Raw genomic sequence first — 16,826 nt, 5'->3', positions numbered from 1 at the left:
CCTTGCGAGCTACCCGCAAGACTTGACGCACAGACCCCGGGCGTCAGGACCACACGATTTTGCCGTACGCGAGACCGCGCCCGTCGTGCACGCGCGACAAGCGCTCGTGCGACGCAGCCCGCGTCCACCGCCGCTCACCCCGCGTTTCGTGACGATCGCGATACGCCCCTCTGAGAGGGATGAGGTGACGGACAGATACGACAATTCCGAATTTCGGTAAAGCGGAATGTTTTCACGGGGACGGGTTGACCCATAGCGTGGGTGTTTTGCCCGTCGGGCAACACAAGGGATGGTGCCGTCGATCCGCGAGCCAGCTGTGATGTCTCAGTCTCCAGAACGAGCCAGCAGTTTAGAAATTCTGATCTCGGCCGCTCTGGCACCAAATAAGCCATCGCCCTCCAATCCTTGTAGGTCGTCGTAGTCCGAAAGGGGCTCCGACACGCTATCTACCGGATCACTGTCCGAGTACCGAACCAACCAAGCTCTTTTTGATATCGGATCTCGCCTGACAAAGTCGGGGGTGGGCCAATCTGCTCGGCGCCAGAGCGGCATTTTGCCAATGACCGTCCAGCGTCCCTCAATCAAACCGAGATCTCCGAAGCGCAATCTGGCGACTGCACGATCAGGATGAAGCCCATCGATTGTTGCGGACGCCGCCTCTTCAAGAGGCGGACCAAAGAAGTATCCGACAAGGACTCTCCCCCGCCGGGCCGATCGCGCCACCACACCACGAGCAAATCCTTCGTTACAAAGTGGCAGCACGAATACGGAGCCTTCTTCGTAGGGTAGCTTCATCTTACCATCCATGGCGCTTCGCGCCTTTGCTCACCTACGAGACCTTGCGTCGTCCCTGCCAGTTGCCCTCCGTCAGGTCGGGCTGTGTCGCGCGGGCTTCGGCCAATGCGTCCGCGGCCCAAGGACAATGCCCGTCGCGATCGGGGTAGACGAGTTGAAGACATTCGAACTCGTCATTGCCGTAGAACCACCTGCTCCAGCCAAGGTAGTCCAGTGGAGAGCCAGCCACTCGCTCATCAGGGAGTCCTACTCCGCCGCGATCTGCCTCGGCGCCGGCGGCGGGCTCGCCAAATCCGCGGCGAGCTGGGCGTAGCGGGCCTTGGCGTCGGCGACCGCCTTCTCTTTCACCGGACCATAGCCGCGGATGCGGTCGGGGAGCGAGAGCAGCTCGACTGCGGTGTCGATCGTGAGCGGCGACAACAGGCCGAGCACGGTGGAGACGTCCTGCTCGTAGCCGGTGATCAGATCGCGCTCGAGCTTGCGGTCGGCGCTGCGGCCGAAGACGTCGAACGGCGTGCCGCGCAGGAACTTGAATTTCGCCAGCACGCGGAAGACGTTCAGCATCCACGGGCCGAAGGCGCGCTTCTTCGGGCGGCCGAGTGCGTCGACGCCGGACGCCAGGATCGGCGGCGCGAGGTTGAAGCTGAACTTGAAATCGCCCTCGAACTGGTCGCGGAGCTGCTGCGCGAAGGCGCCGTCGGTGAACAGGCGCGCGACTTCGTATTCGTCCTTGTAGGCCAGCAGCTTGGCGTAGTTCACCGCGACCGCGCGCGGCAGCGCATCGTCGTAGCCGCCCTGCCTCGCGGCATCGCGGACCTGGTCGACCAGCTTGCGATAGCGCTTTGCCAGGCGGCCGTTCTGATAGGCGGTCAGGTGCCTGACGCGATGTTCGATGACCTCGTCCAGCGTCATCGCATCCAGGGTCTTGGGCGCTACAACCTCGTCCGTCCCCTTCAGCATGTCGGCAAGCCGCTTGGGATCGGCGACCGCGAGGCGGCCGAGGCGGAAGGCTTCCTTGTTCATCTTGATCGAGACGCCGTTGACCTCGATCGCCTGCTCGATCGCTTCCGCCGACAGCGGAAACAGCCCCTTCTGATAGGCGTAGCCCATCATCATCATGTTGGTGGCGATGCTGTCGCCGAGCAGCTGCTCGGCCGGCTTGGTGAAATCGAAGAAGACGGAGTCCTTGTGCAGCGCCGTTTCCAACAGCCCGTTCAGCTTGCGGGTCTGGAAATTGAAGTCGCGGTTGAGGACGAAGTCGGCGGTGGGAATGACGTGGCTGTTGATGATGCCGCGGGTGCGGGTGGTGTCGCAGAGCGAGATCGTGTCCTTGGCGACGGCGACCACCTCGTCGGCGGCAAGCACGAGATCGGCCGTGCCGGTGACGATGCGCGAACAGGTCACTTCCGCCGGATGATCCGACAGGCGAACGTGGCTCAGCACCGCGCCACCTTTCTGCGCGAGGCCCGACATGTCCAGGATCATCGAGGCCTTGCCCTCGATATGGGCGGCCATGCCGAGCAGCGCGCCGATGGTGAGCACCCCAGTGCCGCCGACGCCGCCGACCGCGATGTTGTAGGGCTTGTCGAGCGTCGGGCGCGAGGCCGGCTCCGGCAGCGCGCCGATGTCCGCGAGCTCGGCCGGTGCACGGTGGCGCGGCTTGCCGCCGTCGACGGTGACGAAGGACGGGCAAAAACCCTTCACGCAGGAATAGTCCTTGTTGCAGGACGACTGGTTGATGGCACGCTTGCGGCCGAACTCGGTCTCCAGCGGCTCGACCGAGATGCAGTTCGACTGCACCGAGCAGTCGCCGCAGCCTTCGCAGACGGCCGGGTTGATCATGACGCGGCGCGCCGGATCCTCCATCAGGCCGCGCTTGCGGCGGCGGCGCTTCTCGGCCGCACAGGTCTGCACGAAGACGATGGCCGAGGTGCCCTTGTACTCGCGGCACATCTTCATGACGCTGTCGAGTTCGTCTCGGTGATACTTCTTCACGCCGGGCGCGATGGTGTCGGCCGGATAAGCGTCGGGGGTTTCCGAGACCAGATAGATCTCGCGAATGCCCTCGGCATGGAGCTGGTAGGTGATCTGCTGCGGCGAGAGATCGCCGTCATGGCGCTGGCCGCCGGTCATGGCCACCGCATCGTTGTAGAGGATCTTGTAGGTGATGTTGGTCTTGGAGGCGATCGCCTGGCGGATGGCGAGAATGCCGGAGTGGAAATAGGTGCCGTCGCCGAGATTCGCAAAAATGTGGTTCTCGTTGGTGAAGGGGGCGATGCCGACCCACGGCACGCCCTCGCCGCCCATATGCGTAAACGTCTCGGTCGAGCGGTCCATCCACAGCGCCATGAAGTGACAGCCGATGCCGGCCATGGCGCGGCTGCCTTCGGGGACTTTCGTGGAGGTGTTGTGGGGGCAGCCCGAGCAGAAATACGGGGTGCGGGAGACAGGCGCGGTCGCCTGCATCTGGGTGGCCTGACGGCCGTTGAACCAGTCGGCCTTGACGCGGAGCATCTCCGCGATCTCGGGGTTGAGATTAAGCCTGAGAAGCCGTTCGGTGAGCGAGGTCGCAAGCGAAGCGACGCTGAGCTCGGCGGCGAAGGTCAGGAAGCGCTTGTCGTGCTCGTCCATCTTGCCGACGATGCGCGGGCGGACGTCGTCGCGCCAGTTGAACAGCTCCTGCTTGACCTGGTTCTCGACGATCTCGCGGCGTTCCTCGACGATGAAGATTTCCTCGAGGCCGACGGCGAAGTTGCGTACGCCTTCCGGCTCCAGCGGCCAGGGCATGCCGATCTTGTAGAGGCGCAGGCCGATCTTCGCGGCGACCTCCTCGGTGATGCCGAGCTCGCGCAGGGCCTGGCGCACGTCCTCATAGCTCTTGCCCGACGCCATGATGCCGAAGCGGGCGTTCGGGGAGTCCATGGTGACGCGGTTGACCTTGTTGGCGCGCGCAAAGGCGATCGCGGCGAAGCCCTTGTAGTCCTGGAGGCGGCGGTCCTGCTCGAAGCGGTCGTCGGGCCAGCGCAGATTGAGGCCGCCCGGCGGCAGCTCGAAATCGGCGGGGATGATGAAGGGCTTCATCTCGTCGGTGAGGTCGATCTCGGCAGTGGTCTCCACCGTCTCCGTGATCACCTTCATGCCGACCCAGCAGCCCGAATAGCGCGACATGGCAATGCCGAGCAGGCCCATCTCGATCATCTCGTGGATGCTGGAGGGGTAGAGATAGGGCATCAGCGCCGACATGAAGGCATGGTCGGACTGATGCGGAACGGTGGAGGACTTGGCGCCGTGGTCGTCGCCGGCCAGGCACAGCACGCCGCCGTTCTTGGCCGAGCCGGCAGCATTGCCGTGGCGGAACACGTCACCGCAGCGGTCGACGCCGGGGCCCTTGCCGTACCAGATTCCGACCACGCCGTCATACTTGGCGCCGGGCGAGAGGTTGAGCTGCTGCGAGCCCCAGACGGCGGTCGCCGCCAGATCCTCGTTCACGCCGGGCTGGAACTTGATGTTGTACTGCTCGAGATGCTTTCGCGCGGCGAAGAGCTGCTGATCGTAGCCGCCGAGCGGCGAGCCGCGATAGCCGGAGATGAAGCCGGCGGTGTTGAGGCCCGCGGCACGGTCACGGCGGATCTGGGCCATGGGCAGGCGAACCAGCGCCTGGATGCCCGTGGTGAAGACGTGTCCCGTCTCTTGGGTATATTTCTGATCGAGACTGATCGGACCCTGGTTGATGCCCATGTTGTCCTCTTTGCCGCCCTGTTCAGGTCTTTGTCACTTTGCGTCGCTTAAGCCGTTGCCTGCCCGTTGTTTTTAGCTAGGGCGCGCCGACCACCTTCGCCACTCTATGTCGGATATTTCACGCTCCGCATCACAAATCTGGACCTGAGGCGGCGCCGGGTAAAAATCGCAATTTAGTGGCCTGATGCACGCTGGGTATTTTCAATTTGTGTCACCATACCCCCGCTGTCGCGCAATGAATGGACGTTTCCCCCCATGCGGGACGACGTCGATTGGTCGCAGGAGAGGCTTTCGATGCGGACGATTCTGGCCGGTCTCGCGTTGTGCAGTGCGTTTGCGAGCTTGACTACGAACGTAGCCCTCGCAGCCGATCCGTCGCCGGAGCTGATCGCCTACGGCAAGTCCCTGGTCGAGGCCGGCGACTGCGCGGGCTGCCACACCGCCGATCCGGCAAAGCCCTTCGCGGGCGGAAAGCGCATCGACACGCCCTTCGGCGCGATCTTTACGCCGAACCTGACACCGGACCGCGCAACCGGAATCGGTGCATGGCTGGATGCCGATTTCACGCGCGCCCTGCGCACCGGCGTCGCGCCCGACGGCTCGAACTACTACCCGGCCTTCCCCTACCCCTATTTCACCAAAATGACCAAGGACGACACGCTGGCGATCCGGGCCTATCTCGGCACGCTGGCGCCCGTCGTGAGCCGCAACAAGCCGCCGGAGCTGCGCTGGCCGTTCGGCTATCGCGGCCTGATGCGGATCTGGAACGCGATGTATTTCAAGCCCGGCCTGTTCGAGCCGGACCAGAGCCAGAGCGCGACGTGGAATCGCGGTGGCTATCTGGTCACCGGGCTCGGCCATTGCGGCGCCTGCCATACGCCGAAGACCTATTTTGGCGCCGACAAGCAGGCGCAGGCCTTGTCCGGCAACGAGGTCGGCGGCTGGTACGCGCCCAGGCTCGACGGCGCGCCCCGCGCCGGCCTGAGGTCGTGGAGTGTCGAGGACATCACAGAATATCTGCAAAGCGGGCGCAACGCCAAGAGCCACGCCGGCGGATTGATGGCCGAGGTGGTCGCCAACTCGACCTCGAAGATGAGCGATGCCGATGTGCGCGCCATCGCGGTCTACCTGAAGAGCCTGCCGCCGGCGCGGCGCGAGACGATCGTGGCGCCGCCTGACGATGCCGAGATGAAGGCCGGCCAGGCGGTCTATGCAAAGCTCTGCATCGCCTGCCACGAAGCCGACGGCACAGGCAGCCCGCGCATCTATCCGCCGCTGCCCGCCAACGCGCTGCTGCAATCGGTCAATCCGTCCTCGACCTTGCGCATCATCCTCGACGGCGCCCACACCGTGACGACGCCGCGCGCCCCCAATCCCGGCGAGATGCCGGCCTATGCCACGCAATTGTCCGACGACGAGATCGCGGCGGTGACGAACTACATCCGCAATTCCTGGGGCAATGCCGGCCCGCTGGTGACGCCGGCGCAGGTGGCGAAGGCAAGGAAGGGAGAGGCGAATGGGGAATAGCGAGTGGCGAATGGCCCAGAACCATTCGCTATTCGCCATTCGCGCGCGACAGCGCTCACCGCTCCTCATCCCCCGTGAACACGAATTTCGGCATCTCCCATTTGTAGCGCACCGCCAGCAGGCGGAAGCTGATGCCGAGCACAAAGGTCAGAATCGTCCAGAGCTCGGCGTTGAGATTGAGGCCGAAGGCGGTGGCATAAAACAGCCCCGTCACCACGGAAACGCTGGCGTAGAGCTCGGAGCGGAACAACAGCGGCACGTCGTTGCAGAGCACGTCGCGCAAGACACCGCCGGCGCAGCCGGTCACCATGCCCGAGACGATGACGATCGGCAGCGAGACATCCATCTGCCAGGCGATATCGCAACCGGTCATGGTGAAGACGACGAGGCCGATGGCATCGAGCACGATGAAGGCGAGCTGAAGCCGGTGCACGAGGCGCGCGACCAGAATGGTCAGCAGCGCTGCAGCGCCGGGGAGCACGAGATAGATCGGGTTCGCGACCCAGGCCAGCGGATAGTGACCGAGAAACAAATCGCGTAGCGTGCCGCCGCCGAGCGCGGTGATGCTGCCGAGCATGCAGACGCCGACATAGTCCATGCTGCGCCGCCCCGCCGCCAGCGCCGCCGTCATGCCCTGCGCCGTCAGGGCGACCAGGGCCAGAAGATGCAGCACGCTATCACTTGGCGGCAGGCTCCACATCGGCTTGCGCTCTCATTCCCGCCGTGGAACTCACGTCGGGTTCCAGGATGAACAAGGGTTCATCCGGGATGAACTGGTTCCCGATTCCCGGCGCGGGAGCAACATGCGACGAAAGCATCAGAGGGGCGGAACAGAATCTCACATCTCCGGGTTGTCCAGCCGCAATAATCGAGGAGACCCAATCGATGGCTGACGACCGTTTTCCCAACGATCCGTATCGCCCGAATCTCGCCGATGATGAGTATCTCCGCACGGCGCGACGGGATGCCGACCTTCAGGCCGACCCCGAGCTGGGCGAAGGCCCCGCCTCCAGCGGCAAGGTCGCGCTGTTTGCCGTGGCTGTCGCCCTGGTGCTGGGCGCCGTGTTCTATGGCCTGAACAACACGACCACGGGCAACCAGGCAAGCAATGAGCCGGCGACGCAGACTGCGCAGCAGGCTCCGGCTACCAACCCGGCGGCGCCTCCCGGCATGCGCGACGTGACGCCGCGCAACAACGCCGCGCCGGGCGTGACCACGGGTGCTGCGCCGAGCAAGCCGGCGCCGGACACGCAGGCTCCGTCTGACGGCGCGAAGTAGCAGACTGCAATGAGACGTGAGAGCGGCGGGACGAAGGTCCCGCCGCTTTTCGTTCAGCTGAACATCTTGTTGAGCTCGCCGCCGGGATAGCCGCTGCCGAGCTCGGTGAACGTCCCCTTCTCGGCCATCTCCTTTGCCGCGCGCATGAAGCCGCCCCAGGCGGCGCGGGCGAGCGAGCCGCCGACGCTGATGCGGCGGACGCCGAGATCTTCGGCCTCCTGCAACGACAGGCCGGAGCCGCCGATCAAGAGGTTGAACGGCTTTGGATGCACCGCCTTGACCACCGCGGCGATGTCCTCGCGGGTCTTCAGGCCCGGCGCATAGAGGCAATCGGCGCCGGCATCCGCGTAGGCGGTCAGCCGGTCGATCACCAGCTTGAGGTCGGTCACGCCCCAGAGATATGCCTCGCAGCGGCCGACCAGCAGCGCATTGCTGTCGCCAATCGCCTTGCGCGAGGCCTTGATGCGCTCGACCGCGAGCGCGCGGTCGTAGAGCGGCCGGTCCTTGTCGCCGGTGGAATCCTCGATCGACAGCCCGGCGACGCCGGTGCGCACGCAGCGCTCGACATGGTCCGCGACCTTGTCCGGCTCGACCGCAAAGCCGCCCTCGAAATCCGCATTCACGGGAATGTCGACCGCCGAGCTCAATGCTGCCAGATGCTGACAGACATCCTCGACGGTAACGTGATTGTCGGCCTTGCCGATGGTCCATGCAAAGCCCGCGCTCGATGACGCAATCGCCTTGAAACCGAGATGCTGCAACGCTTTCGCGCTGCCGACGTCGACCGGATTGGGCAGGATGAAGCAGCCGCTCTCGTGCATCTTCCTGAAGGTCGCGCGCTTGTCCGCGGTCGTCACGTGCATGTTTCTCTCCCTTGTTGGCCGCGCAGACATAGGCACGAGGTCACGCACGCGCTAGTGCGCATCGTGCACGGCGCGGCTGTCCTTCGGCGCCTCGTCGCGATCATTCATGCCGTAGTCTCTGACGACGCTGGCAATGCGCAGGCGATAATCTGCAAAGATCTGCGCCCTGCCCCTGGCCTGGGTGCGGCGATGCTCCATCGTGTTGCGCCAGGCCTGGACTGCTGCCTCGTCCCGCCAGAACGACACCGACAGGATCTTGCCTTTCTCGGTCAGGCTCTCGAAACGCTCGACCGAGATGAAGCCGTCGATGGTTTGCAGGATCGGCTTCAGATCGGCTGCGAGGTCGAAATAGTCCTGACGGTGTTCGGGCCTGGGCCAGACCTCGAAGATCACGGCGATCATGGGCATCTCCTGCTGACGGTGTCGTGGCCTACAATATCACCTTGCGCAGGAAGGTGCGCTCTTCGGCCAGGATGAACTTGTGTTCCTCGGCGAAATGGAAGTTCGCCATGCCTTCCGCATCCTGCCGCAGCCGCGCACGATAGGCCTCGTAGGCGGCGAGGCTCTCGAAGGTGATCAGCGCGAAGGCGATGTTGTTGGTGCCCTCGTGCGGCATGAAATAGCCGATCAGGTCACCGCCGCATTTCGGGATGATGGTGAGCCAGCGTTTCGAGTACTCCTCGAACTGCGCGCGCTTGAACGGATCGAGCTGGTAGCGGATGAAGACGGTGACGGGCATGATGGGCTCCTGTGTTTCCAACATCGTCATTGCGAGCGCAGGTCTCGTAGGGTGGGCAAAGCGAAGCGTGCCCACGACCTTTGTCCACAACGACGATTGGTGGGCACGTCGCTACGCTCCTTTGCCCACCCTACGGCGCCGGATTGCTTTGCTCGCGATGACGTGTTTGCTGAAACACGCTACGCGCTTGTCCGACCACAATGCTTCGTCTATCATCGAAGCATGAAATCAGGACCCGACATTGCCATGGTGGCCGCGCTGGTCGGCGACCCCGCCCGCGCCAACATGCTCACGGCGCTGATGAACGGACGTGCGCTGACCGCGAGCGAGCTCGCGCAGGAAGCCGGCATCACGCCGCAGACTGCGAGCTCGCACCTGTCCAAGCTCGAGGCCGGCGGGCTGGTCGAGCCGGAGAAGCAGGGCCGCCACCGCTATTACCGCCTCACCGACGACGACGTCGCCGGCGTGCTCGAAGGGCTTGCGGGCCTGGCCGCGCGCACCGGCCACATGCGCGTGCGCACCGGGCCGAAGGATCCGGCGCTGCGGCGCGCGCGGATCTGCTACGATCATCTCGCCGGCGATCTCGGCGTGCAGATGCTCGATTCCTTGCGCGAGCGGCAACTGGTCAGGCAGAAGAAGCAGGACATCGAGCTGACGGCCGAAGGCGAGCGCTTCCTCGCCAAACATTTGCAGATCTCGCCGGACATGCTCGCCCATCCGCGCCGCCCGGTGTGCAAGGCCTGCCTCGACTGGAGCGAGCGGCGCCACCATCTCGCCGGCACGCTGGGCGCCACCATGATGCAGCGCTTCACCGAACTGAAATGGGCCGCGCGCGACGCCACGCCCGGCAGCCGCGTGGTGAATTTCACCCGCACCGGCGAGAAGCAGTTTGCCGCGCTGTTCGGCGATGCGAAGGACTGATCACGCCAGATGCGTGAGATCGCACGTTTGCGTGTGAACGCTTGTCGCCGTCATGGCCGGGCTTGACCCGGCCATCCACGTCTTTATTGCGGCTGGTACGTGGATGCCCGGGACGTCTGCGCGAAGACGCGCTTCGCGCTCTTGCCCGGGCATGACGGAGACCTTGTCTCCCAGCGCCAACATGACTCAGAGCCTTCAATGCACCGCATTCTCCCGGCCGCACTCGCCGCCGTCCTCCTCGCACTTCCGCTCGCCGCCCGCGCCGCCGACACCACACCACGCGAGCCCTACGGCATCGCGCTCGAAGGCTTTGCCTATCCCTATCCCGTGCACCTGCTGCCTGTCGTCAATGATGGCGAGCAGCTCGGCATGGCCTATATGGACGTCGCGCCAGCGCAGCCGAACGGCCGCAGCGTGGTGCTGCTGCACGGCCGCAATTTTCCGTCGAGCTATTGGGCGCCCGTCATCAAGATGCTGAGCGAGGCCGGCTTCCGCGTCGTGGTGCCCGACCAGATCGGCTTCGGCAAATCCTCCAAACCAGTGGGCGAACTGCATTTCGACACGCTGGCGCGCAACACCGTCGCGCTGCTCGATCACCTCAAGATCGACAAGGCGGAGGTGGTCGCCCATTCCCTCGGCGGCATGCTCGGGGTGCGGATCGCCCGCGCCTATCCGGACCGCGTCGCCCACCTTGTTCTGACGGCCCCAATTGGGCTGGAGGACTACCGCCTCTACGTGCCGCCGACACCGACCGAGAAGATCGTCGAGAGCGAGGACAAGCTCACCGCCGAGGGCTATCGCAAGCAGCTCCAGACCAACTATGCGATCAAGCTGCCGCCGGATCAGATCACGCCCTTCATCGACGCCCGCTTCAACATCAAGGGCAGCCCGGACTATCCGCGCTGGCTGCGTGCCTTCGTCAGCTCCGGCCAGATGATCTACCGTGAGCCGGTGGCGCACGAGGTCCCGCTGATCACGCTGCCGACGCTGTTCATTATGGGCGCCGACGACCACAACGCGCCGGGCCGGCCGAACGCACCGGAGGCGCTGCGCGCCAAGATGGGCCAGAACGCCGAGCTCGCGAAGGCGCTGGCGGCGAAGATGCCGAATGCGCGGGCCGAGGTGATCCCCGACACCGGCCATCTCGTCTTCCTGGAAGCGCCGGAGAAGTACAGGGAGCTGCTGCTGGGCTTTCTCGGCCGGTAGCGACGCCTGCGTGTCGCCTCAGGCAGCATGCGGCGGGTGTTCATGCCGCATTCAGGTCATGGTTGGCAGGTTTGGATCGCGACGTGTCGGCACGTTTCTTCTCCAAATTTAACGTGTCGAATCGTGTCTTTTGATTCATTGTGCGCCGCAAGCGCCCTGCCCCAAGATTCTGCCCAAGAATCTGTCCCAAGGACGAGAAGGAAGATCAGATGAAATACCTGTTTGCCGCCGTGATGCTCGCCAGCGCGGTCGTCGGTTTCAGCGAGGCGGCCAGCGCCGCGGAGGGCTGTGGTCCCGGCTGGTATCGTGGCCGCTATGGCAATTGCCGTCCGATGGGCGGCCGTCCCCCGGTCGTCGTGGTTGCGCCCCGCCCCGCGCCGGTCGTTGTGGTGCGTCCGCGCGTGTGCCCCTATGGCTTCCGCTGGTACGCCGGGCGCTGCCGTCCGTTCTGATCTCTTCTTTTCGCATTGCGAAATGGCCGCGCGGCGCAAGCCTGCGCGGCCATTTTCTTTTAGGCGCCCTCCAACACATCGGATTGCAGGCGCGGCGAATCAAAACGGGGACCGCGAACCGCGATCCCCGTCCAGGCTCCGACGGCCTAGCGGTTACCAGTGGCGGCGATGCCAGCGCCGGCGGCGCCATCCCCAATGCCGGCGGCCCCAGCCGCGGTGGCGGCCATGCCAGTGCACCTGCTCGGGCTTGAGCTGCGCGGCTTCATCGCTGGTGGTGACGGCGGGACGAGCGTCCGGGTTGCCTTGCGGCATGCGGGGATCACCGAGCGGCTGCGGCGCCAGCGGCGCGGCCTGTGCGGCGGCGGTGAATGCGGCGGCTCCCGCCGCGACACCGAATGCGAGTTTCAGAAAATTGCGGCGTTCCATGACATCGTCCTCTCGGGCACGCGTTGATGATGCGGAGCAAGTGTCGGGCCCACGAGATGAACTGCGGCTGAATCGCGCGTTCAGATTCATTGCAAGGGTGACAGGAAGGGTCCGTAGCCCGGATGGAGCGAAGCGCAATCCGGGGCCGACGATGCGTCACGCGAAAATCCCGGATTACGCTGTGCTCCATCCGGGCTACAAGACCGCGGCTACTTCGCAAACTCCTGCGCCAGCACCAGCGTCTCGCGCGTGCGTTTCACGTCGGGCCAGTCGCGGATGAAATCGGCGACGAGCTTGGTCAGGGCGTCGCCCTTCAGCATCGCAGCCAGCTTGGCTTCGTCATCGAACTGATACATGGCCTGGTGCAACGAGGGATCGTCCAGGCTCCAGAACCGCCACGCTTTGTTGACGCCGAACGCCTTCACCGCATCGGGCACGTGTTCCGTCTCGTACCATCTGTCGAAGGCGGCGCGCCTGCTGGCATCGGTGACGGTGGCGCGGACGACGAAGAATGCGGCGGGCATCGGATTTCCTCCTGTTGTTTGGGGCGAGACTAACCACTCAAGTCGCCGGTGACAAAATGAGTTGGCACCGATGTCGGAACGGGCGCCCGTCATCCGTCCTATACGTAAGACAGCACGGAGACACCGCATGTCCGACCTCACCCTCACCACCTTCGACTGGGTTCCCGAGATGCCGCGCGGGTTCGTCCGCGACCTTCGCGTGCGCTGGGCGCTCGAAGAAGCCACCCTGCCCTATCGTGTCACCAGCGTGCCGTTCGGCGATCGCACCGCGCATCTGGCGCACCAGCCCTTCGGCCAGGTGCCATGGCTCACCGACGGCGACATCTCGATCTTCGAGAGCGGCGCGATCCTGCTGCATCTGGGCCAGCGCAGCGCGAAGCTGATGCCATCGGATCCGCGCGGCCGTAACGAGGCGACGGAGTGGGTGTTCGCCGCACTCAATTCGGTGGAGATGGCGAGCCTGCCATGGGGCCTCTTCAAATTCATGGGCCATGACGACGGATCGCCTGCCGTAAAGTTCGTCGACGATTTCCTGAAACTCCGCCTCAAGCATGTCGAGCCTGTGCTCGCCAGCCGCGAGTGGCTGGCGGGCACCTTCTCCGTCGCCGACATATTGATGTCCGACGTGCTCCGGCTCGTCGACCGCTTCGACGGGCTGGCGGAACACCCGGCCTGCCAGGCCTACATCGCGCGCGCCACCGCCCGCCCGGCCTTCGCCAAGGCCCGCGCAGACCAGATGGCGCATTTCGCTGCGGCGGATCAGGTGCGCGGGACGTGATCTGCCGCACATAACTGTCCCGGGGCTGGCCGTACAGTCACCACCACTGACGAAGCAATTTGTCGTATATATTCAAGCGGAAGGTGACACATGGTCCGCATCGGCTATCTGAAAGACCAACTTGCCCGCGCCGAGCGCCTGGCAAAGGCCATCCTCGACGAGCAGACCGCACAGCGGCTTCAGGCTTTCGCTGCCAAATGCCGCACGGAATTGCAGGCGCTGCCGCCCGGCGCTGCGGTGCAAGCTGGCAGGTCACACGCCCTTGCGGACAATTGATATTGATACAGACTCAATTGCCGCGCAACTGACCACTTGAGCTGCGCCAGTCCAGTATTGTTGCTTTTGCACGACATCAACTTCCATCCAATCGATTTGGGAGAGTGCTTTGAACAGATGGCAGCGATTGGCGCGTGTCTTCGGAGCGCTTGGAATTCTCGCCACCCTCTGCGGCGTCCCGGAACAGCCGGTATATGCCGATGGTTCGGTTTCGTCGCTGCGTATGGGCTATGGCGCCCCCAATGCATACGTGTTTGGGCAGTTCCTGAACGTGATCCAGCAGTACAACGCGTCCGGCGAGCGCTTTCGCATCGACGGCCACTGTCAATCCGCCTGCACCATGTTCCTTTCGATCCGCAATGTCTGCGTCACGCCCGACGCGACGTTGTTGTTTCACGCCGGCGGCTCCATGAAGACGGGAATCATCAACCCCGCGACCACGCAAAAGATGCTCAACACCTACAACGGCGCGCTGCGCAAGTACGTCACCGACAACCATTTCATGGACACCCTCGCCTTTCATTCGATTTCAGGAAGCGACATCATCAGGCGGTTCGGCTATCCGGCGTGCCGCTAAGCAACCGGGGTGCCGCGCCGAACGTCTGGCGAGGATGATGCGGATCTGATGGTGCTGACGTCGAGGGTGCGACTTACCGCGACTCGTCACACCAGCTTCAGCGGCGCATCCGCGACCAAGCGCAGGTCGATCGCTCCAATCAACGCCGCGCGGCGCGCCTCCGCAGCGCCGATTGCCTCTTCCGTCTGCCGCAACGTGCTGACATTCGAGCCGAGCGAGACGATCCCGCCGAGCACCAGCGCGATCGATCCGAGCGCGGCGGTCTGACCCATCCCCAACAGGCCGAGGATCGTGATCAGCAGCAGCGTGGCACCGCCGCCGATGGCGATCTTGGACGCCAGAATGTACTTCCGGCAACGCTCGGCGATCTCGGCCAGCGCCTCGATCCGAGCTTCGATCTGTGAAATTTCGTCCGCGGAATCGTCTTCGGTCATCAGAGCTTAGGACTGAGAAAGCAGCGTCGCGAACAAAGCTACCGGGCAAAGTCCTCGCTCAGCCAGGTAGCTTGCCTCCAACTGATTTATAGAATTCGGCGAGCTGATTTGCCAAAAGAGAAGCCAACAGCTCTTCCATTTTTGACACATCGATCCGGCCGTCGTTCCGGAAGGCCAAATCGGCCGCATCCAGAGCATCGAAATAGGGTTTTCGGTGACGGAGCTTGAACGCCCCTCGCTCGAGGGCAGTATGGATCGCACCAACAGCCGCGTCGTACTGACGGAACCCATTCCGCGCTTCCGCCGCTGCCTTCTGCTGTGGATCTGTAATCAACTCAGGCTCGAGCGCGCGGCTATCGCGCCGTTCACGCTCTTCGCTTGTCACTTCTTTTCCTTGGCCAATTTCTCGGCCTCACGATCGACCATTTCGCGCGTAATAAGCGCGTTTTCGAAATGGGTGTTGCCGTACACGAAGCTGCGCCGCTGTTCCTCCCGGTGTTCCGGAGATGGATTGGCGGCCTTGGCAGCTTCGATGAGCTTCTTGAGAGAGTCAGTCATTGGATCAATATAATCGAATCGCCTCGGCCATTCCATGCCATTTTATTGTTTGGACTGAGCTTCCACCTCACAACGGCAGATTGTCGTGCTTCTTCGCCGGCGCTTCCACCTTCTTGTCCTTCAGCATCGCCAGCGCCCTTGCGATCCGCTTCCTTGTCGAATGCGGCATGATGACGTCGTCGATATAGCCGCGCTCGGCGGCGATGAAGGGGGACAGGAAGCGGTCTTCGTATTCCTTGGTGCGCGCGGCGATCTTGTCGGGATCGCCGATGTCACTGCGGAAGATGATCTCGACCGCGCCCTTGGCGCCCATCACCGCGATCTGGGCGGTCGGCCAGGCGTAGTTCATGTCGGCGCCGATTTCCTTGGAGGCCATGACGTCGAAGGCGCCGCCATAGGCCTTGCGGGTGATGATGGTGACCAGCGGCACGGTGCACTGCGAATAGGCGAACAGCAGCTTGGCGCCGTGCTTGATCAGGCCGCCATATTCCTGCGCAGTTCCGGGCAGGAAGCCCGGCACGTCGACGAAGGTGACGATCGGGATGTTGAAGGCGTCGCAAAAGCGGACGAAGCGCGCCGCTTTCCGCGAGGCATCCGAGTCGAGCACGCCGGCCAGCACCATCGGCTGGTTGGCGACGAAGCCGACGGTGCGGCCCGCGATGCGGCCGAAGCCGGTGACGATATTCTTGGCGAAGCTCTCCGCGATCTCGAAGAAATCGCCCTCGTCCACGACCTTGAGGATCAGTTCCTTCATGTCGTAGGGCTTGTTCGGATTGTCGGGGATCAGCGTGTCCAAGGACATGTCGACGCGGCCGATGTCGTCGAAGCTCGGCCATTCCGGCACGCCGTCGGTGTTGTTGGACGGCAGGAAGTCGATCAGGCGCCGCATCTGCAAGAGCGTCTCGACGTCGTTCTCGAAGGCGCCGTCCGCGATCGAGGAGCGCGTGGCGTGCACGCTAGCGCCGCCGAGCTCTTCGGCGGTGACCACTTCGTTGGTCACGGTCTTCACCACGTCGGGGCCGGTGACGAACATGTAGCTGGTGTTCTTCACCATGAAGATGAAGTCGGTCATCGCCGGCGAATAGACGTCGCCGCCGGCGCAGGGGCCCATGATGACGGAGATCTGCGGGATCACGCCCGAGGCGAGCACGTTGCGGCGGAACACGTAGGAATAGCCGGCGAGCGCGGCGACGCCTTCCTGGATGCGGGCGCCGCCCGCGTCGTAGAGGCCGATGATGGGCGCCCGCGCCTTCATCGCCATGTCCTGCAATTTGGTGATCTTCAGGGCGTGGGTCTCGGACAGCGAGCCGCCGAACACGGTGAAATCCTTGGCGAACACAAACGTCTTGCGGCCATTGACGGTGCCCCAGCCGGTGACGACGCCGTCGCCGGGGATCTTGTTCTTCTCCATGCCGAACTCGGTGGAACGGTGCTCGACGAACATGTCGAACTCCTCGAACGATCCCTTGTCGAGCAAGAGCTCGATGCGCTCGCGCGCGGTCAGCTTGCCGCGGGCGTGCTGCGCCTCAATGCGCTTCTCCCCGCCGCCGAGCTTTGCGCCGGCACGACGATCTTCAAGGGCGTCCAGGATGTTCTTCATTTGCTCCCGCCAGTTCTTAGCCTAAATGCGATTGCCGGGGGTTCTAACACGGCATTTTGCGGGCCGGGAAGCGGCTTTCGGGCTCGCAGGGCTGCCCTGCCGCAGCGGGAAAGCGCAAGGAATTACAAAGTTTT

21 protein-coding genes are annotated in these 16,826 nt (G+C 64.0%); 8 read left to right on the top strand and 13 right to left on the bottom strand.

The window, feature by feature from the left end:
- Window positions 1–324 precede the first annotated feature (324 nt).
- From AC1RUR_RS00570 to AC1RUR_RS00560, 3 genes are read right to left on the bottom strand one after another with little or no spacing between them, the layout of a single operon-like run.
- Window positions 325–795, bottom strand: a complete 471-nt coding sequence (locus AC1RUR_RS00570; protein WP_492840296.1) for an Imm26 family immunity protein — start codon at window positions 793–795, stop codon at window positions 325–327.
- A gap of 34 nt (window positions 796–829) precedes the next feature.
- The gene (locus AC1RUR_RS00565; RefSeq protein WP_492840294.1) at window positions 830–1,024 is read right to left on the bottom strand and encodes a DUF4262 domain-containing protein; all 195 of its coding nucleotides are present in this window, start codon (window positions 1,022–1,024) and stop codon (window positions 830–832) included.
- Window positions 1,025–1,041: 17 nt separating this feature from the next.
- A complete protein-coding gene (locus tag AC1RUR_RS00560; RefSeq protein ID WP_492840292.1) occupies window positions 1,042–4,533 on the bottom strand; it encodes an indolepyruvate ferredoxin oxidoreductase family protein in 3,492 nt (1,163 codons plus the stop codon).
- A 294-nt stretch (window positions 4,534–4,827) separates the two neighbouring features.
- Here AC1RUR_RS00560 and AC1RUR_RS00555 point away from each other — a divergent pair, with 294 nt between their 5' ends.
- Window positions 4,828–6,060, top strand: coding sequence for a c-type cytochrome (locus AC1RUR_RS00555; RefSeq protein ID WP_492840290.1), 1,233 nt, complete (start codon window positions 4,828–4,830; stop codon window positions 6,058–6,060).
- Window positions 6,061–6,115: 55 nt separating this feature from the next.
- Here the strand turns inward: AC1RUR_RS00555 and AC1RUR_RS00550 are convergent, their stop codons facing one another.
- Window positions 6,116–6,760, bottom strand: a complete 645-nt coding sequence (locus AC1RUR_RS00550) for a trimeric intracellular cation channel family protein (protein ID WP_492840288.1) — start codon at window positions 6,758–6,760, stop codon at window positions 6,116–6,118.
- Window positions 6,761–6,945: 185 nt separating this feature from the next.
- Between AC1RUR_RS00550 and AC1RUR_RS00545 the strand changes: the two genes are divergently transcribed.
- Entirely contained in the window at window positions 6,946–7,338 is a 393-nt protein-coding gene (locus AC1RUR_RS00545) for a hypothetical protein (RefSeq protein ID WP_492840286.1), read from the top strand.
- Window positions 7,339–7,391: 53 nt separating this feature from the next.
- Here AC1RUR_RS00545 and AC1RUR_RS00540 read toward each other — a convergent pair whose 3' ends face one another.
- The 3 genes from AC1RUR_RS00540 to AC1RUR_RS00530 are packed head-to-tail and all read right to left on the bottom strand — an operon-like array spanning window position 7,392 to window position 8,940.
- The gene (locus AC1RUR_RS00540) at window positions 7,392–8,201 is read right to left on the bottom strand and encodes an isocitrate lyase/PEP mutase family protein (RefSeq protein WP_492840284.1); all 810 of its coding nucleotides are present in this window, start codon (window positions 8,199–8,201) and stop codon (window positions 7,392–7,394) included.
- Window positions 8,202–8,252: 51 nt separating this feature from the next.
- The gene (locus AC1RUR_RS00535) at window positions 8,253–8,603 is read right to left on the bottom strand and encodes an antibiotic biosynthesis monooxygenase family protein (RefSeq protein WP_492840282.1); all 351 of its coding nucleotides are present in this window, start codon (window positions 8,601–8,603) and stop codon (window positions 8,253–8,255) included.
- Window positions 8,604–8,631: 28 nt separating this feature from the next.
- On the bottom strand, window positions 8,632–8,940 hold the full coding sequence (locus AC1RUR_RS00530; RefSeq protein ID WP_492840280.1) for an NIPSNAP family protein: 309 nt from the start codon (window positions 8,938–8,940) through the stop codon (window positions 8,632–8,634).
- Window positions 8,941–9,162: 222 nt separating this feature from the next.
- Here AC1RUR_RS00530 and AC1RUR_RS00525 point away from each other — a divergent pair, with 222 nt between their 5' ends.
- From AC1RUR_RS00525 to AC1RUR_RS00515, 3 genes are all read left to right on the top strand, one after another.
- A complete protein-coding gene (locus tag AC1RUR_RS00525; RefSeq protein ID WP_492840278.1) occupies window positions 9,163–9,861 on the top strand; it encodes an ArsR/SmtB family transcription factor in 699 nt (232 codons plus the stop codon).
- A gap of 198 nt (window positions 9,862–10,059) precedes the next feature.
- Window positions 10,060–11,067 carry an alpha/beta fold hydrolase gene (locus AC1RUR_RS00520; RefSeq protein ID WP_492840276.1) on the top strand — a complete coding sequence of 336 codons (1,008 nt, stop codon included), beginning with the start codon at window positions 10,060–10,062 and terminating at the stop codon, window positions 11,065–11,067.
- A 209-nt stretch (window positions 11,068–11,276) separates the two neighbouring features.
- Window positions 11,277–11,519 (top strand): GCG_CRPN prefix-to-repeats domain-containing protein, encoded by a 243-nt coding sequence (locus tag AC1RUR_RS00515; protein ID WP_492840274.1) that lies wholly within the window; start codon window positions 11,277–11,279, stop codon window positions 11,517–11,519.
- 153 nt (window positions 11,520–11,672) lie between these two features.
- Here the strand turns inward: AC1RUR_RS00515 and AC1RUR_RS00510 are convergent, their stop codons facing one another.
- Complete coding sequence (locus AC1RUR_RS00510) at window positions 11,673–11,945, bottom strand: twin-arginine translocation signal domain-containing protein (protein WP_492840272.1); 273 nt, start codon at window positions 11,943–11,945, stop codon at window positions 11,673–11,675.
- 209 nt (window positions 11,946–12,154) lie between these two features.
- Window positions 12,155–12,469, bottom strand: coding sequence for a hypothetical protein (locus AC1RUR_RS00505; protein ID WP_492840270.1), 315 nt, complete (start codon window positions 12,467–12,469; stop codon window positions 12,155–12,157).
- Between the two features lie 127 nt (window positions 12,470–12,596).
- On the opposite strand from AC1RUR_RS00505, the gene AC1RUR_RS00500 reads away from it, so the two are divergent.
- From AC1RUR_RS00500 to AC1RUR_RS00490, 3 genes are all read left to right on the top strand, one after another.
- On the top strand, window positions 12,597–13,247 hold the full coding sequence (locus AC1RUR_RS00500; RefSeq protein ID WP_492840268.1) for a glutathione S-transferase family protein: 651 nt from the start codon (window positions 12,597–12,599) through the stop codon (window positions 13,245–13,247).
- 90 nt (window positions 13,248–13,337) lie between these two features.
- Complete coding sequence (locus AC1RUR_RS00495) at window positions 13,338–13,523, top strand: hypothetical protein (RefSeq protein WP_492840266.1); 186 nt, start codon at window positions 13,338–13,340, stop codon at window positions 13,521–13,523.
- A 109-nt stretch (window positions 13,524–13,632) separates the two neighbouring features.
- Complete coding sequence (locus tag AC1RUR_RS00490) at window positions 13,633–14,100, top strand: hypothetical protein (RefSeq protein ID WP_492840264.1); 468 nt, start codon at window positions 13,633–13,635, stop codon at window positions 14,098–14,100.
- An 86-nt stretch (window positions 14,101–14,186) separates the two neighbouring features.
- Here the strand turns inward: AC1RUR_RS00490 and AC1RUR_RS00485 are convergent, their stop codons facing one another.
- The 4 genes from AC1RUR_RS00485 to AC1RUR_RS00470 form a co-directional block, all read right to left on the bottom strand.
- A complete protein-coding gene (locus AC1RUR_RS00485; protein ID WP_492840262.1) occupies window positions 14,187–14,534 on the bottom strand; it encodes a hypothetical protein in 348 nt (115 codons plus the stop codon).
- 58 nt (window positions 14,535–14,592) lie between these two features.
- On the bottom strand, window positions 14,593–14,919 hold the full coding sequence (locus tag AC1RUR_RS00480; RefSeq protein WP_492840260.1) for a hypothetical protein: 327 nt from the start codon (window positions 14,917–14,919) through the stop codon (window positions 14,593–14,595).
- Window positions 14,916–15,092, bottom strand: a complete 177-nt coding sequence (locus AC1RUR_RS00475; RefSeq protein ID WP_492840258.1) for a hypothetical protein — start codon at window positions 15,090–15,092, stop codon at window positions 14,916–14,918. The genes AC1RUR_RS00480 and AC1RUR_RS00475 overlap by 4 nt, the downstream gene beginning before the upstream one ends.
- A gap of 67 nt (window positions 15,093–15,159) precedes the next feature.
- Window positions 15,160–16,692 carry an acyl-CoA carboxylase subunit beta gene (locus AC1RUR_RS00470; RefSeq protein ID WP_492840256.1) on the bottom strand — a complete coding sequence of 511 codons (1,533 nt, stop codon included), beginning with the start codon at window positions 16,690–16,692 and terminating at the stop codon, window positions 15,160–15,162.
- Window positions 16,693–16,826: the final 134 nt, after the last annotated feature.

The sequence above is a fragment of the Bradyrhizobium sp. GW821-FHT12B03 genome, from assembly GCF_058807535.1.
The sequence above is the reverse complement of the archived record's forward strand: the minus strand, read 5'-3'. Positions and strand labels throughout refer to the sequence as shown.